The organism is Duganella qianjiadongensis, from assembly GCF_009857915.1.
GTDB lineage: Bacteria > Pseudomonadota > Gammaproteobacteria > Burkholderiales > Burkholderiaceae_D > Rugamonas > Rugamonas qianjiadongensis.
On record NZ_WWCM01000007.1, the window covers coordinates 1 to 13,390 of the forward strand.

Here is a 13,390-nt window from a genome sequence, read left to right on the forward strand (position 1 = left end):
AGCCAGCAACTGGTCGATCAGTTCAACGGGAAACGGGTACTGCTTCTTGGTTTTTGGCTTCTTAGTGGTCATTACGTCGGTCATGGAAAATCCCTTTCGGTATTATTTCATGACCCCGGATTCACACTAAAATTCTGACAGGCTCCATACCATTGATGCTAACCATCGCCAATCTCACAGCCCAGAATTGTGCCGCCAGATGTACGCATTGGCCGCGGGTGATGCTGATGTCGGCCAGCGTTGACGGCGTCGTGTCATGCGACACCGTTGCGATGTTCGCGCCGCCATGGCGCTGAGTAGCACGTTCGCCCCGCTCGGCAGACTGGCGCAACATCTCGCCACACTAGATGCGCAAATTCGCGCATCACTAGCAGTCCTGGCCCAGTGCAGTGCGCGCCTAATCGCCATTTCCCATTCTGGACAGTAATTGCAGACCGCAGCCAATCGAATGACATCTGGGGTGTTAGATAACGAACGATTTCTAACAGGGGCATGTGGTGGCAGAAATACATGTTAGAAAAATAGGGTTTGCCATTTCTAACAGTTGGGTATATTCTGACACCGTTTTCTAACACCTTCAACGGAAATCAACATGGCAACCTTCGCATACGGACGTGTAAGTACGGCAGACCAGACCGCTGACAATCAGCGCCTTGAAATCGAGAAGGCTGGGCATGTGGTCGATTACTGGTTCCATGACACCGTAAGCGGAAAGACCAGCGCCAGCCAGCGCCCACAGTTCGCGGCTATGCTAGGCCAGATTCGGGATGGCGAAACGCTGGTTGTGAGTAAGCTGGACCGGCTGGGGCGTGATGCTCAAGATGTGGGTGCCACCATCAAGCTGCTGGCCGGACGCAAGATTAGCGTCATTGTCTTGCAACTGGGCAAGCTTGACCTGACTTCCCCCGCCGGAAAGCTGATGCTTTCCATGCTAGCGGCTGTGGCAGAGATGGAGCGCGACATGCTAGCCGAGCGCACGCGGGCCGGTCTAGCGCGTGCAAAGGACGAGGGCAAGACTTTGGGGCGTCCATCTAAGACCAGCGTCAGCCAGCGCGAAGAGATAGCCGCCAAGTATGCCGAAGGTGTGAGCGTGAGCGAGCTGGCCCGCCAATACGGTGTGTCACGCGCTACCGTTATTGGACTGGTAAAGCCCGGTAAAGCAGCCTAGAGGTGATGGGCGCGAAGGTGGCCTAGGAGGGGGAGAGGGATATTAGGCTCTAGTACCTTCAATGCAAAAAACCGCCGCCGTAGTGAAATTTTCACTTCCACAAAATCCGAACTTCAGCGCCGCCTGCCCATGAGTGACAAAGGGTGCAATCCCAAGTGCGCCCCATTAAATCCGCTATAGCGCATTGCTGGCGCTGGTTATCAAGTGCTTACGCCCGCCTAGTACGTGCGTAGCCGCGAGCCAACATAGTGTGCAGCGAATCGGGTTACACAGTGGTTACATGGGGAGAGGTGGAGGGCTAGAAAGCAAAAAAGGCTACAAGTCGAAAACTTGTAACCTCTTGATTTTGCTGCGTATTCTGTGGGGTGGCTGATGGGGCTCGAACCCACGACAACAGGAATCACAATCCTGGACTCTACCAACTGAGCTACAGCCACCACTGATTTACTTCTAACTACACACCGTTTCGTGTGCAGGTGCCGCATTATACAGGCCGATTCCTAAACGTGCAAATCTAAATGCAAGCTTTCCGAAGGGAAGCCCTAGATGTCCCTTAGAAAAGGCTATACGGACACCTGTTCTACTTGTGGATGCAGTCCCAGCAAGTGCTCGAAAGCCCCCGCCAGCGCCGCCACAGGGGCTGTTGTATAGGCGCGCAGTGTTGCCGGAGTTCGCTCCGTAGTCACACCACTATTGCCGTCGGCTTCGGCAGGACGCAGCAAACCGGCTGCGGTCAGCAGCCGCACCAGCTGGCGCGCCACGGCATCACCGGTATCGACCAGTTGCACATCGCTGCGCCCATGGTCATCTAACACGCGCTGTATGCCATCGCGCACGAACGGGTAATGGGTGCAGCCCAGCACCAGCGTATCGGCCCCCTGATCCAGCAAGGGTGCAATGTAGTGCTCTAGCATGGCCGTAATGGCCGGGCTGTGCAGATCACCGAGTTCGATCTGGTCCACCAGTCCCACGGCTGGCTGCAGCAGGAACTCGGCCCCCGTCGTGCTGCTGATCTGCTCGCGCAGTTGCAGGAATTTCTCGCCCTGCAAAGTGCGCGCCGTGGCCAGCACGCCTATCTTGCCGTTGTGGCTGGCCGCCGCTGCCGGCTTTAAGCCGGGCTCTACACCCACCACCGGCAGATCGGGATAGCGCGTCCGCACCGCCTTGATGGCCGCCACCGTCGCCGTATTGCAGGCGACGACCAGTGCCTTGGCGCCCAGCGACAGCAGAAATTCCGCGATCGCCAGCGAGCGCTCCACCACATACGCTTCGCTTTTCTCGCCATACGGTGCATGGGCGGAATCAGCGAAGTACAGCAGGTCTTCCTGCGGGCACTGGGCACGAATGTGGCGCAGTACCGATAAGCCGCCCACACCGGAATCAAAGACGCCGATGGGGGCGTGCGCGCTACGGCTTAATGACATCAGGCTTTAACGATAGGCACGTTGAGCTGTTCGATTTTGGCCGCCCATTCTTTCGGGCCGGTGTTGTGCACCGAGGTGCCGGCCGCATCGACGGCCACCGTCACCGGCATATCGACCACGTCGAACTCGTAGATGGCTTCCATGCCCATGTCTGCGAAGCCCAGCACCTTGGCGCTCTTGATGGCTTTCGACACCAGATACGCTGCACCGCCCACGGCCATCAGATAAGCCGATTTGTGCTTCTGGATCGATTCGATGGCAGCAGGGCCGCGCTCGGCTTTACCGATCATGGCGATCAGGCCGGTTTTCTCCAGCATCATGTCGGTGAACTTGTCCATGCGGGTAGCGGTCGTCGGGCCTGCTGGGCCTACAGCTTCGTCGCGCACCGGATCGACCGGACCGACGTAGTAGATTACGCGGTTCTTGAAGTCCACCGGCAGCGGCTCGCCTTTGGCCAGCATGTCCTGGATACGCTTGTGGGCAGCATCGCGGCCGGTCAGCATTTTGCCGTTCAGCAGCAGAGTCTGGCCCGGCTTCCACGAAGCCACTTCTTCTTTGGTCAGGGTGTTCAGATCCACACGCTTGGACAGTTCGGTGTCCGGTGCCCAGCTCACGTTAGGCCAGGTCGACAGCGGTGGCGGAGTCATGAACGATGGGCCGGAACCATCGAGCACGAAGTGGCCGTGACGGGTGGCGGCGCAGTTAGGAATCATGGCCACTGGTTTCGATGCAGCGTGGGTAGGGTGCATCATGATCTTCACATCCAGCACGGTGGTCAGGCCGCCCAGACCTTGCGCGCCGATGCCGAGCGCATTGATTTTGTCGCACAGTTCGATACGCAGTTCTTCCAGCTTGTTCTGCGGGCCGCGCTGCTTGAGTTCGTACATGTCGATGTCTTCCATCAGCACTTCCTTGGCCATCAGCATGGCTTTCTCGGCAGTGCCGCCGATACCGATACCCAGCATGCCCGGCGGGCACCAGCCAGCGCCCATGGTCGGCACGGTTTTCAGTACCCAGTCGATCAGCGAATCGGAAGGATTCATCATGATCATCTTCGATTTGTTTTCCGAGCCGCCGCCTTTGGCAGCAACTTTCACGTCGACCGTATTGCCTTCCACCAGTTCCATGTGTACCACGGCTGGCGTGTTGTCCTTGGTGTTCTTGCGATCAAACTGAGGATCGGCCACGATGGAAGCGCGCAGCTTGTTGTCATCGTAGTTGTAGGCGCGGCGCACACCTTCATTGACGGCATCGGTGACGGTGCCGGTGAAGCCTTCGAAGCGCACGCCCATACCGATTTTCAGGAACACGTTGACGATGCCGGTATCCTGGCAGATCGGACGTTTGCCCTCCGCGCACATGCGCGAGTTGGTCAGGATTTGCGCGATCGCGTCTTTCGCGGCCGGGCTTTGCTCGGCCTCGTAAGCGCGCGCCAGATGCTCGATGTAGTCAGCCGGATGGTAGTAGCTGATGTACTGCAGGGCAGCGGCAACGGATTCGATCAGGTCTTCTTGCTTGATGATGGTCATGATGGTCTCGCGGGTTAGTGTGACTTGGATTCTTGATGCGTGACGCTGGTGATGCGGTCAGTGTAGGCAATCGCCATGGCCGACAGCAGGAACACAACGTGGATAACGGTTTGCGCTACCAGCACCTTCTCGTCATAGGCGCTGGCGTTGATGAAAGTCTTGAGCAGATGGATGGACGAAATACCGACGATGGCCATGGCCAGCTTGGTTTTGAGCACGGATGCATTCACATGCGACAGCCATTCAGGCTGGTCCGGATGGCCATCCAGATCAAGCCGCGACACAAAGGTTTCGTAGCCGCCGATGATCACCATGATCAGGAGATTGGAAATCATCACCACATCGATCAGGCCCAGCACTACCAGCATGATGGTGGTTTCGTTGAGCTTGTTCGGCACTGGTGCGCCGGGCACGGCCACGGCAGCGAAAATGTGCTGCAGCGCGGCTTCATTGCCGAGGGCAGCGCCGATCAGGTCTTTCAGTTCGACCCAGAAATGGAACACGTAGACGCACTGCGCCAGTATCAGACCCAGATACAGCGGCAGTTGCAGCCAGCGCGACATGAAAATGAGAGCGGGCAGGGGACGCAGCGGGCGCGGATTCGGGGTGGGTTGGGTCATGCAGGGAAACTCCGGAAATAGCGCCGTAGCGCGGGTTGGCGGTATTTTACACGCGCAAACGCTGAATCGCAGAGCTATGTCGCGTCTGCTGTGGCGCGTGCTACAGCGGGCGGAAATCTTGGTAAAATGACATAATGCTAATATAGTCTGTTCGTTACCACGGCCTGTAAGGGCTCAGTAAGCGACGGCGATTATGGTTATCTCAAAGATTACAAACTCAGGAGACGAGCATGACCAGCACCACGACTCAACAAGGTCCACAAGAATCCCGCATCTTCCCATCGCCGGCTGCGTTTGCTGCGCAGGCCACGGTATCGGGCATGGATGCTTACAACGCTCTGTGCGCAGAAGCGGCTGCCGACTACGAAGGTTTCTGGGGCCGTCTGGCCAAGGAACATCTGGTATGGCAGAAACCGTTCAGCAAAGTGCTGAATGAAGACAATGCGCCGTTCTACAAATGGTTTGAAGACGGCCACCTGAACGTTTCGTACAACTGCCTGGACCGCAATCTGCAGAACGGCAATGCCGACAAGACCGCCATCATCTTCGAAGCGGACGACGGCAAATCGCAGCACGTGAGTTACAAGGAGCTGCACGAAAAAGTCTGCAAATTTGCCAACGGCCTGAAATCGCGCGGCATCAAGAAAGGCGACCGCGTCATCATCTACATGTCGATGTCGGTAGAAGGCGTGGCCGCCATGCAGGCCTGCGCCCGTATCGGCGCCACCCACTCGGTGGTATTCGGCGGCTTCTCCGCCAAATCGCTGCAGGAACGTATCATCGATGCTGGCGCCGTGGCCGTGATCACCGCTGACGAGCAGATGCGCGGCGGCAAACAGCTGCCACTGAAAGCCATCGTGGACGAAGCGCTGGCACTGGGCGGCTGCGACACCATCAAAGACGTGATCGTCTACAAACGCACGGGCGGCAACATCAACTTCGTGGCAGGCCGCGATATCTGGCTGCATGATCTGGTGGACCACCAGTCGGCTGAATGCGAGCCAGAATGGGTAGATGCCGAGCACCCGCTGTTCATTCTCTACACCTCCGGTTCGACCGGCACCCCGAAAGGCGTGCAGCACTCGAGCGGCGGCTACCTGCTGTGGGCTGCGCTGACGATGAAATGGTCGTTCGACATCAAGCCGACCGATGTGTACTGGTGTACCGCCGACATCGGCTGGGTGACTGGCCACAGCTACATCGCCTACGGCCCGACTGCAGTGGGTGCAACGCAAGTGGTATTCGAAGGCATCCCAACCTTCCCGAACGCCGGCCGTTTCTGGGACACCATCGCCAAGCACAAAGTCAGCATCTTCTACACGGCGCCTACCGCGATCCGTTCGCTGATCAAGGCTTCCGATCTGGATGCCAGTGTGCATCCGAAGAATTACGACCTGTCCAGCGTGCGCCTGCTGGGCACTGTGGGCGAGCCGATCAATCCGGAAGCCTGGATGTGGTACTACACCCAGGTGGGCCGCGAAGTGTGCCCGATTGTGGACACCTTCTGGCAGACGGAAACGGGCGGTCACATGATCACCCCTCTGCCGGGCGCCACCCCTATGGTACCGGGCTCGTGCACGCTGCCGCTGCCGGGCATCATGGCGGCCATCGTCGACGAATCGGGCGCCGATGTGCCGAATGGTCAGGGCGGCATACTGGTGGTGAAACGTCCATGGCCATCGATGATTCGTACTATCTGGAACAACCCGGACCGTTTCAAATCGAGCTACTTCCCGGAAGAATTGGGCGGCAAGATGTATCTGGCAGGTGACGGCGCGATCCGCAACAAGGATACGGGTTATTTCACCATCACGGGCCGTATCGACGACGTGCTGAACGTTTCCGGTCACCGTATGGGCACGATGGAAATCGAATCGGCGCTGGTCGCTAATCCGCTGGTGGCGGAAGCAGCGGTGGTCGGTAAGCCGGACGAGACCACGGGCGAATCGATCTGTGCCTTCGTCGTGTTGAAGCAGGCACGTCCGACTGGCGAAGATGCCAAGAAACTGGCGCTGGAGCTGCGCAACTGGGTAGCGAAAGAGATTGGTCCGATTGCCAAGCCGAAAGAAATCCGCTTTGGTGACAACCTGCCGAAGACCCGTTCGGGCAAGATCATGCGTCGTCTGCTGCGCGTGCTGGCCAAGGGCGAGACGATAACGCAGGACGTCTCCACGCTGGAAAATCCAGCGATTCTGGAGCAGCTGAAAGAAGCGTCGTAAGCACTAAATCAGGCGCGGCAAATAAACTTTGTAGTCTTGGGAATATTTGCTATAATTTGCGGCTTCTCCGGAAGGGGAAGCAAGCAGGAGAGGTGGATGAGTGGTTGAAGTCGCACGCCTGGAAAGCGTGTATAGGTTTATAGCCTATCGGGGGTTCGAATCCCCCTCTCTCCGCCAGGAATACAAATGTTAAAAAGGCCACCCTCGGGTGGCCTTTTTGCATTTGTTTCATGGCGGAGAGAAGCAAGGCCCCTGCGGGCCTTGCGCGGGGGATTCGAAGGCATCGCCCCTGCAGGGGCGAGCCGCTCCGAATCGCCACTTTGCTGCCGCGACGCGGCAGCGCGCCGGAGGCGCAGCGCGCAGCGCAAATTTCTTTCCAGTAAGTTGGTCCCCCAAAATTTCGTAACCTAAGGAAAAATCCACCGAGGTGGCGCAACGCGATCATCAGCAAATTGAACCTGCAATGCTTTTACCCGTCTTTAAGTCAAGACCGAAGTGACAAGTGTATGGATTCTTTTTGTCTGGTCTATAAAGAGTGCAACTTACGTCGCTTCGCTCCCGGATGCGCAAGTCGACGGATGCTCCGCAGGCATCTTTTTGATCCGGACCGATGGACTCAAACAAAGTCTTGGCGATTGAGCCTTGAACGGCGAACGAGGCGCGTCGGTCAGTTGCAGTTGGCGGAGCCTTTTCAGCTAGATCGTTCGAATAGATAAGGAAGTAGCCCGAAAAAGCGCTATACGTGCCATCCCATGTCTTGGAGGGCGCTGCAAAGGCCACTTCGAAAATGAATGCTCCGGCTAAAAAGCTTAAAGTAATGAGTTTCATCATCGTTGTTTGAGTTGCACGTGAAAGTGGTCATCGTGTCGCGGCCATAGCCGCACCCCCGCAATTTTCGAATCATTGAACAGAATAAGCAGCGGCGCTGGGGCCAGCGCCTTGAAAAGATTGATGAGTTTTTCTGTTGCAGATCTGTCGTATTCCTTCTCCTGATATATACAGGCAACCTGCTCGCCACTCGCGCTCGACTGCAAATATCAATGTCAGCATTCTGGGGTGAACATATTGATTAACACCCGAGCCCGGATTGCCGTAAGTGTAATAGCCTGTCCCTTCCGGTATTTGGGGAATCATCACGAAGCCACGGTCGTCGCGTGGATGAATGATTATGGTCATAGGGACTCCATTTACGCGATACGGTTCGAGGCGAGATCCCAGCCACCGGAAGTGTTGCCGCCGGCGCCACCCAGCACTCTTTGCTGCGTGTATTTCCGAATCGGCACTTTGCTGCCCGCAGCGCGGGCAGCCTCGCGTGCCCCCTTTAGCCAGTCTAACAAGTCGCCCCCTCGATGCTCTTTCCGGTCTTAAGGTTCAGGCCAAAGTGACAGGTATAGGGATTCTTCTTGTTTAGGCGGTCAAATGTGCAATCAAGGTCTCCGCACTCGCGCACTCGTAGGTCAGCGGATGCGCCACAAGCTTCCTTCTTATCTGGACCGATAGAGTCAAACAAGGACTTGGCCAGTGTTCCCTCGACCATGAACGCAACCCGACTATCTGAAGGCGTCGGAGCTGCCTTCTCATCCAGGTCATTCGAATAGATTAGGTAGTTTCCAGAAAAGGACGAATAGGTACCATCCCACGCCTTGGGCGCAGCGATTGCAGCACCGACGACGCAAGCAAAGGCGGCAAGAGAGAGCTTGGCAAAGGTTTTCATATTCAGGCGAATTGGACGTGGAAGTGGTTATCGTGCTTTATCAGCGGCCTCACACCAAAGACGTGTAAGAAATTCTGTCCGTGAGGGGTGTCCTTTAATCGGCCGTCTTCGAATTCATCAGTGGCCAACTCAAATTCCTCCATTGTTGCGGCTGCTTGTGGAGATATCAATCGCCAGCAACAAAGTAAAACATACGCCAGCCATCAGCTGTCTTTGTAAATCCTGCTCGATAGTAAATACCTGCGTTGGCAGGGCACTGGATCGTGCTCACATCGGTTATGAATGAGCAACGTAGTCGAGTGACACGTGATAATTCATATAGCGCTTGTTGATCGTGCTTCCATGCTTCGATAGCCTGATTCGCGTCGCCATCGCCACCAAAACTCCATGTGAATTCGGACACCATCAAGGCCTTCAATGCTCGGTAATCTCTGGCCTTCGCAGCGACATGAACGGCGTGGATTACTGACTTCGCATCGTCTGGAATAGGAAGCCTTGCGAAGCTTGCCTGCGCGCTTGCGCTTGCCACCAACATGAGAGAAACGACGAACATCGCTGCCCCTTATTTGACTACCTGATTGAACTGGAAGTGGAAATGGTTATCGTGTTTGAAGCGAGGACGAACTCCAGCGATTTTCGTGTCGTTGAAGAATATGAGTATCGAGCCGACTGCATGCGCCCTGAACAGTTGGATAAGTTTTGCCGTGCCGTCCCGATCGTAGGCAGGCTCCATGTAGGTTACAGGAAGACGCTTGCCGTCCTTACGCATAGGCCTGACATCTACCTCTAGGCCGCTTGTATGTGACGCGTGGCTGAATTCCTGTCCGTTTGAAATGCTGATATTGCCAATCCCAAATTTTCGCTCGTCGAAGGATTGCCATTCGCGCTCGACCACGAAGATTAGATTCAGCAACTTGGGCGCAGTAAATTGCGCTGCGCCGTCGCCCGGTGTGCCATAGACGTAATAGCCAGCGTCCTCAGGCGCCTGTGGCAGCATGAAATATCCACGCGGATCTTTTGGTTGGACGATGACTGTCATGATGACCTAGTTACGCGATACGGTTAGAGGCGAGATCCCAGCCTCCCGAAGTGTTGCCGCCAGCGCCACCCAGCACTCTCTGTTGCGTGTACTTCCAGCGCACTTTGGAGAACTTCAAACTTACGGCGTCCTGAAGAATATCGCCTTCGTGGACCGATTGGTTGACCGCACCAATCAGGACGTTTTCGAGTTCGATTTCGTAATACCTGATGCGCTCGCCCTGACCGTCCGCCCGCATGAACTCGATGCGGGCTTTGGGCAAGGTTCGACCGGTCGCACAGTTCTGCATCAGCAGAGGCGAGGCCAGATCGGCGAGCTTAGTGATCGATATGCTGCGCAAGTCGCACCGTTCCGCCGTATGACCACCGGCGGTGGATGCCGTAGCGCTCTTGGGTTGCAGCACTCCCCACTGTGCCGAAGTGCATTCTATCCAGCCTGAATGTGCCGCGTCAGTCGATTCACCCTTGATGCCTTCGATCTGCAGGTACACGTCGATTGCCATTGGCTGCTCCTTGAATTGGGTTGAAGGTTCGATCGTGCCGATCATCGGCTCACATATGAAAGTGCCCGAATCGAATGCAGGAGGCGATTCTCTCAAGACAGGCGACAGCTCAGCTTGAGCAAAGTCAGGTGACCAATCACGTTCAAGTAGATGGATCTCTTTGAGCTTTGGAAAAGTTAAGCTTCCGTCATCGCCTTGTCACAGTGCATTGTTACATTTGCAGCTTTTCAACCAAGCTGGATGTACAACATGAAACGCAAAGCTTTCTTGATGACGGCACTAAGCATCGCTGCCGCGACCTTGATCACCGGCTGCGGCAATAGCAGCACCTCGCCCACCCAGGGCGACACCACGCCACCGGCCCCCACACCGACCAACGTGATCTTCTTCCTCGGCGACGGCATGGGCATGACCACCATGACCGCAGCGCGCATCTACTCCGTAGGCGAAGATGGCGAGCTGACCATGGACACCCTGCCGGAAACGGCCTTCGTCAAAACCTTCTCCAACGACGCACAAGTCACCGACAGCGCCCCCTCGATGTCGGCCTATATGACCGGCGTGAAGATGAATAACGAAGTCATCTCGATGAGCAGCGACACCGTGGCCAACAGCCCGATCGCTGATGCCAACGGCAACCTGCTGGGCAACAACTGCGGCAGCAGCAACGGCAAATCCGTGCCGACCCTGCTGGAACAGGCCAAAGCCAAAGGTCTGGCGACCGGCGTGGTCACCACCACCCGCGTCACCCACGCCACCCCAGCGGCAACCTACTCGCACATCTGCCACCGCGATCTGGAAAACGACATCGCCGCGCAGGCCGTGCCGGGCGGCACCGGCTACAACAGCGCCTTGGGCACCAATGGTCTGGACGTGCTGCTGGGCGGCGGCCGCCAGTTCTTCATGACCGTCAAAGACGGCGGCAAGCGCGCCGACGGCCGCGACCTGATCGCGGAAATGAAAGCCAAGAACTACGCCTACGCCAGCAATTCGACCGAGTTCAACGCCATCGACGCCAGCAAGGCCGACCGTCTGCTGGGCCTGTTCACCTCCAGCCACATGAGCTACGACCTCGACCGCGATCCGGCCAAGGAACCTAGCCTGGCCGAGATGACCACCAAAGCCATGGACGTGCTGGGCAAGAACAGCAAGGGTTACTTCCTGATGGTGGAAGGCGGCCGTATCGACCACGCGCTGCACGAAACCACCGCCAAGAAAGCGCTGCAGGACACCGTTGCTTTCGACAACGCCATCAAGGCCGCCATCGCCAAGGCACGCGTGACCGATCCGGATCTGAAAAACACCCTGATCGTCGTCACCGCCGACCACGACCACACGCTGGTACTGAACGGCTACGCCAAACGCACGGGCAAAACCACGGCCAGCAATGCCGGCGTACTGGGCGTGGTGAAGGATTACGTCACCGGCCTAGTCACCAAGGACAATGACGGCGCGCCATACTCGATCATCGGCTTCGGCAATGGCGAGAACCGCACCCAGAGCAGCCGCTCCGCCATGGCCAGCCTGGACGACAGCGTCACTAGCGCCAACCTCTACCATCAGGAAGCCGTGGTGCGCGTCAGCGCAGGCAACGAGACCCATGGCGGCACCGACGTGTTCCTCGGCGCGATAGGCAAGGGCGCCGACACCTTCAACGGCACCATCGACAACACCAAGGTCAACACCCTGGTGAAAGCGGCCGCCGGCCTCTGATCAAATCTATAGACTGGAACAGAACATGAAGCACACTATCATTGCAGCCGCACTGGCCCTGGGCTTTGCCAGCGCCGCCAACGCCGCGGGCGAAGCCAAGAACGTCATCTTCTTCCTCGGCGACGGCATGGGTCCATCCACCATCACTGCCTCGCGCATCTACAAATATGGCGAAGACGGCAGTCTGAATATGGACAAGCTGGAGCGCACCGCGCGCGTCAAGACTTACTCCTACGATGCCCAGACCACCGACTCGGCACCATCGATGGCCGCCTATATGACGGGCGTGAAGATGGCCAACGAAGTGATTTCGATGTCGTCCGAAACGGTGGCCACGCCACCGGGCAAAGACGCCAACGGCAACCTCACCGTGGATAACTGCGCCAGCACCAACGGCAAGCCGGTGCAGACCATACTGGAACTGGCCAAAGCCAAGGGCAAGGCAGTTGGTGCCATCACCACTACCGAACTGACCCACGCCACGCCGGCGGCAACCTACTCGCACATCTGCAACCGCAACGCGCAGTACGCCATTGCAGCGCAGGCCGTGCCGGGCGGAGTTGGCTACAACAGCGCACTTGGCGACGGTGTCGACGTGCTGATGGGCGGCGGCCGCAACCACTTCACCCCGTTCGACGCCGTGAGCAACAAAGCAGGCCGTGCCGATGGCCGTAACCTGCTGACCGAACTGGCTGCCAAGGGCTACACCGTGGCGGCCACCAAGGCCGACATGAACGCTGCAGTGAACGGCAAAAAATTCATCGGTCTGTACAGCAGCCGCAGCCATCTGGAATATGAACTGGATCGCGCGGCCACGCCACCGGTAGGCGAGGGGGCCAACCAGCCTAGCCTGGCCGAAATGACCGTCAAGGCCATGGACCTGCTGTCGCAAAACAGCAATGGCTACTTCCTGATGGTAGAAGGCGGCCGCATCGACCACGCGCTGCACGGCACCAACGCCAAGCGCGCGCTGACCGACACCATTGCCTTTGACGACGCCATCAAGGCTGCGCTGGACAAGGCCAAGCTGACCGACCCGACGCTGGCCAACACCCTGATCGTGGTTACTGCCGACCACGACCACACGCTGGCCTTCAATGGTTACGGCAAGCGCGGCAATCCTATTCTGGACATCAACCGCGACTACAAGACGGGCCAGCCTAGCAAGGATGCCGACGGCAATACCTACACCACGCTGGTGTTTGGTAACGGCCCTAACCGTCCCAACACCCGCACTAGTGTGGACAGCGCGACCGCGCTGAGCGACAACTACCTGCAGGAGACGGGCGTGAAGCTGTCGAGTGAAACCCACGGTGGCGGCGACGTCAAGCTGTTCGCTACCGGTGCTGGCGCCAAGACCTTCAAAGGCACCATCGACAATACCAAAGTGTTCACGTTGCTGAAGTCGGCTTTCGGCTTCTAATCGTGTGTGGAGTGCCCGGCCTGCAAGGCCGGGCACTTT

The 13,390-nt window shown here is 57.5% G+C and carries 13 protein-coding genes, 2 tRNA genes and 1 pseudogene; 5 read left to right on the forward strand and 11 right to left on the reverse strand.

Annotated elements, in window-relative coordinates; translation table 11 throughout:
* Positions 1-592: 592 nt before the first annotated feature.
* Positions 593-1,168: a recombinase family protein gene (locus tag GTP27_RS11315; protein ID WP_161039300.1), complete on the forward strand. Its 576-nt coding sequence runs from the start codon at positions 593-595 to the stop codon at positions 1,166-1,168.
* Between the two features lie 361 nt (positions 1,169-1,529).
* Here the strand turns inward: GTP27_RS11315 and GTP27_RS11320 are convergent.
* The 4 genes from GTP27_RS11320 to GTP27_RS11335 form a co-directional block, all read right to left on the reverse strand.
* Positions 1,530-1,605: transfer RNA gene (locus tag GTP27_RS11320), tRNA-His, on the reverse strand.
* Positions 1,606-1,731: 126 nt separating this feature from the next.
* A complete protein-coding gene (gene murI, locus GTP27_RS11325; protein ID WP_161039301.1) occupies positions 1,732-2,592 on the reverse strand; it encodes a glutamate racemase in 861 nt (286 codons plus the stop codon).
* Complete coding sequence (locus GTP27_RS11330) at positions 2,592-4,121, reverse strand: fumarate hydratase (protein WP_161039302.1); 1,530 nt, start codon at positions 4,119-4,121, stop codon at positions 2,592-2,594. Before GTP27_RS11330 ends, murI begins: the two co-directional genes overlap by 1 nt.
* A gap of 14 nt (positions 4,122-4,135) precedes the next feature.
* The gene (locus GTP27_RS11335; protein ID WP_161039303.1) at positions 4,136-4,741 is read right to left on the reverse strand and encodes a TIGR00645 family protein; all 606 of its coding nucleotides are present in this window, start codon (positions 4,739-4,741) and stop codon (positions 4,136-4,138) included.
* A gap of 230 nt (positions 4,742-4,971) precedes the next feature.
* On the opposite strand from GTP27_RS11335, the gene acs reads away from it, so the two are divergent.
* Positions 4,972-6,960 carry an acetate--CoA ligase gene (acs, locus tag GTP27_RS11340; RefSeq protein ID WP_161039304.1) on the forward strand — a complete coding sequence of 663 codons (1,989 nt, stop codon included), beginning with the start codon at positions 4,972-4,974 and terminating at the stop codon, positions 6,958-6,960.
* Between the two features lie 86 nt (positions 6,961-7,046).
* Positions 7,047-7,137, forward strand: a tRNA-Ser gene (locus tag GTP27_RS11345).
* A gap of 267 nt (positions 7,138-7,404) precedes the next feature.
* On the opposite strand, the gene GTP27_RS11350 is transcribed toward GTP27_RS11345, so the two are convergent.
* From GTP27_RS11350 to GTP27_RS11375, 7 genes and pseudogenes are all read right to left on the reverse strand, one after another.
* Positions 7,405-7,791 carry a hypothetical protein gene (locus tag GTP27_RS11350; RefSeq protein ID WP_229633735.1) on the reverse strand — a complete coding sequence of 129 codons (387 nt, stop codon included), beginning with the start codon at positions 7,789-7,791 and terminating at the stop codon, positions 7,405-7,407.
* 69 nt (positions 7,792-7,860) lie between these two features.
* Positions 7,861-8,136, reverse strand: coding sequence for a hypothetical protein (locus GTP27_RS11355; RefSeq protein WP_161039305.1), 276 nt, complete (start codon positions 8,134-8,136; stop codon positions 7,861-7,863).
* An 11-nt stretch (positions 8,137-8,147) separates the two neighbouring features.
* A pseudogene (locus tag GTP27_RS24275) lies at positions 8,148-8,231 on the reverse strand (Hcp family type VI secretion system effector); the annotation flags it as partial.
* A 59-nt stretch (positions 8,232-8,290) separates the two neighbouring features.
* A complete protein-coding gene (locus tag GTP27_RS11360; protein ID WP_202416718.1) occupies positions 8,291-8,674 on the reverse strand; it encodes a hypothetical protein in 384 nt (127 codons plus the stop codon).
* Between the two features lie 166 nt (positions 8,675-8,840).
* A complete protein-coding gene (locus GTP27_RS11365; protein ID WP_161039306.1) occupies positions 8,841-9,227 on the reverse strand; it encodes a hypothetical protein in 387 nt (128 codons plus the stop codon).
* Positions 9,228-9,236: 9 nt separating this feature from the next.
* Positions 9,237-9,713: a hypothetical protein gene (locus GTP27_RS11370; RefSeq protein WP_161039307.1), complete on the reverse strand. Its 477-nt coding sequence runs from the start codon at positions 9,711-9,713 to the stop codon at positions 9,237-9,239.
* A 10-nt stretch (positions 9,714-9,723) separates the two neighbouring features.
* Positions 9,724-10,215 (reverse strand): Hcp family type VI secretion system effector, encoded by a 492-nt coding sequence (locus GTP27_RS11375; protein WP_161039526.1) that lies wholly within the window; start codon positions 10,213-10,215, stop codon positions 9,724-9,726.
* 240 nt (positions 10,216-10,455) lie between these two features.
* Here GTP27_RS11375 and GTP27_RS11380 point away from each other — a divergent pair, with 240 nt between their 5' ends.
* Both GTP27_RS11380 and GTP27_RS11385 read left to right on the forward strand, forming a co-directional pair.
* Positions 10,456-11,928, forward strand: a complete 1,473-nt coding sequence (locus GTP27_RS11380; RefSeq protein WP_161039308.1) for an alkaline phosphatase — start codon at positions 10,456-10,458, stop codon at positions 11,926-11,928.
* A gap of 25 nt (positions 11,929-11,953) precedes the next feature.
* Positions 11,954-13,351, forward strand: coding sequence for an alkaline phosphatase (locus GTP27_RS11385; protein WP_161039309.1), 1,398 nt, complete (start codon positions 11,954-11,956; stop codon positions 13,349-13,351).
* The last annotated feature ends 39 nt before the right edge of the window (positions 13,352-13,390 follow it).

What these genes read in the sequence shown, in the direction of transcription:
- GTP27_RS11380 (WP_161039308.1), top strand. Translation starts at nt 10,456, where the DNA reads ATGTACAACATGAAACGCAAAGCTTTCTTGATGACGGCACTAAGCATC.
- GTP27_RS11330 (WP_161039302.1), bottom strand. Translation starts at nt 4,121, where the DNA reads ATGACCATCATCAAGCAAGAAGACCTGATCGAATCCGTTGCCGCTGCC.
- GTP27_RS11375 (WP_161039526.1), bottom strand. Translation starts at nt 10,215, where the DNA reads ATGGCAATCGACGTGTACCTGCAGATCGAAGGCATCAAGGGTGAATCG.
- murI (WP_161039301.1), bottom strand. Translation starts at nt 2,592, where the DNA reads ATGTCATTAAGCCGTAGCGCGCACGCCCCCATCGGCGTCTTTGATTCC.
- GTP27_RS11360 (WP_202416718.1), bottom strand. Translation starts at nt 8,674, where the DNA reads ATGAAAACCTTTGCCAAGCTCTCTCTTGCCGCCTTTGCTTGCGTCGTC.
- GTP27_RS11315 (WP_161039300.1), top strand. Translation starts at nt 593, where the DNA reads ATGGCAACCTTCGCATACGGACGTGTAAGTACGGCAGACCAGACCGCT.
- GTP27_RS11385 (WP_161039309.1), top strand. Translation starts at nt 11,954, where the DNA reads ATGAAGCACACTATCATTGCAGCCGCACTGGCCCTGGGCTTTGCCAGC.
- GTP27_RS11350 (WP_229633735.1), bottom strand. Translation starts at nt 7,791, where the DNA reads ATGATGAAACTCATTACTTTAAGCTTTTTAGCCGGAGCATTCATTTTC.
- GTP27_RS11370 (WP_161039307.1), bottom strand. Translation starts at nt 9,713, where the DNA reads ATGACAGTCATCGTCCAACCAAAAGATCCGCGTGGATATTTCATGCTG.
- GTP27_RS11355 (WP_161039305.1), bottom strand. Translation starts at nt 8,136, where the DNA reads ATGACCATAATCATTCATCCACGCGACGACCGTGGCTTCGTGATGATT.
- GTP27_RS11365 (WP_161039306.1), bottom strand. Translation starts at nt 9,227, where the DNA reads ATGTTCGTCGTTTCTCTCATGTTGGTGGCAAGCGCAAGCGCGCAGGCA.
- GTP27_RS11335 (WP_161039303.1), bottom strand. Translation starts at nt 4,741, where the DNA reads ATGACCCAACCCACCCCGAATCCGCGCCCGCTGCGTCCCCTGCCCGCT.
- acs (WP_161039304.1), top strand. Translation starts at nt 4,972, where the DNA reads ATGACCAGCACCACGACTCAACAAGGTCCACAAGAATCCCGCATCTTC.